The 622-nt window shown below is 58.2% G+C and carries 1 protein-coding gene; it reads right to left on the bottom strand.

What is annotated here, in order from left to right; all coding sequences use genetic code 11:
- Positions 1-411: 411 nt before the first annotated feature.
- Positions 412-622: hypothetical protein (locus tag EN780_RS40015; protein ID WP_210215117.1), on the bottom strand; the 211-nt coding region annotated here is incomplete at its 5' end.

The following is a 622-nucleotide window of genomic DNA, read 5'->3' as shown; positions in this document are numbered from 1 at the left end:
CTATTATAGTGGGTGACATCATCTAGGTGTCCGCATCTCCCTTACCCGTGTGGAGCCAGTGTTACTTCCACACACTCGACCTATACCCAGAGCATGAAATGTCTAATCAACGGGGAAATCCCACCACCTGGATGACCGCCGAGCGTCCTGACCGAAAGGGCATTATGACCCTCAGGAAGCACCGGAACCAAGGCCTCACCTGCAGCCTCGGGGGCTGCGCACACCATCGAGCCGGGCTGAGCCGCTTTTGTCGAACCCACGCGGATCGACTTCGCGACGTTGGCGACCCCATCGCGAGCATCCCCGCAGCGGAAGAGCTTGGCGCGTTTTCCAAGGCGATAGAGCGGTGGTTGGCCAAAGAGTGTCCCCCACAGCCTACGCAGCCAGATTGAGCAAGAGCTTAGCTACCAGTCAACGAGGTTCAAGCGTCCAGAAAGTTGGGCAGTATCGCCGGGCAGCCTGCACCGTCGGATTACCCAGAGGGGCCGTGCGGAAATCGTTAAAGCCACAATCGCGAAGAATGGCGGTGACTTTCGAGACTGGTTGATCCGTGCGGCTGCCGTCGAGGGATGGGCTCTTTTGCACTTCGACGGTCTTCCTGAATTTCGCGAGAGATTCATCG

The organism is Mesorhizobium sp. M4B.F.Ca.ET.089.01.1.1, assembly GCF_004022605.1.
In the GTDB taxonomy this organism is placed as follows: Bacteria; Pseudomonadota; Alphaproteobacteria; order Rhizobiales; family Rhizobiaceae; genus Mesorhizobium; species Mesorhizobium abyssinicae.
The sequence above is the reverse complement of the archived record's forward strand: the minus strand, read 5'-3'. Positions and strand labels throughout refer to the sequence as shown.